1 protein-coding gene is annotated in these 347 nt (G+C 71.2%); it reads right to left on the bottom strand.

All coding sequences use genetic code 11. From position 1 onward, the window contains the following. Positions 1 to 320, bottom strand: a 320-nt coding sequence (locus EN862_RS35230; protein WP_193771639.1) for a 3-keto-5-aminohexanoate cleavage protein, incomplete at its 3' end; no start/stop codon positions are given. Positions 321 to 347: the final 27 nt, after the last annotated feature.

Raw genomic sequence — 347 nt, 5'->3', positions numbered from 1 at the left:
GACAGATTGACCGAGGCATAGTCGGGCAGTTCGCGCCAGGCGGCGATCGCCGCCCGGGTGCGCGCCTCGTCGTTCTCGATCCAGGCGCCGGTCGACACGCCGATCAGCGTGCCCGGGCAGGCCTGGCGCACGGCAAGCATCGTTGCATCGACGGCGCCCAGGCTCTCGCGCCCATCGGCGCCGCGCGGGTGGATGTGCAGCTCGGCCGCACCCGCCGCCACGCAAGCCGCGGCATCCCCGGCCATCGCCGCCACCGTCAGCGGCAGCAAGGGATGAAAATCGCGCGGACGCGCGCCATTGATGCAGGCCTGGACGATCAGGGGGCACCTGTTCGGACTGAGAAGCAA

The sequence above is a fragment of the Mesorhizobium sp. M2E.F.Ca.ET.219.01.1.1 genome (genome assembly GCF_004016445.2).
GTDB lineage: Bacteria > Pseudomonadota > Alphaproteobacteria > Rhizobiales > Rhizobiaceae > Mesorhizobium.
The sequence above is the reverse complement of the archived record's forward strand: the minus strand, read 5'-3'. Positions and strand labels throughout refer to the sequence as shown.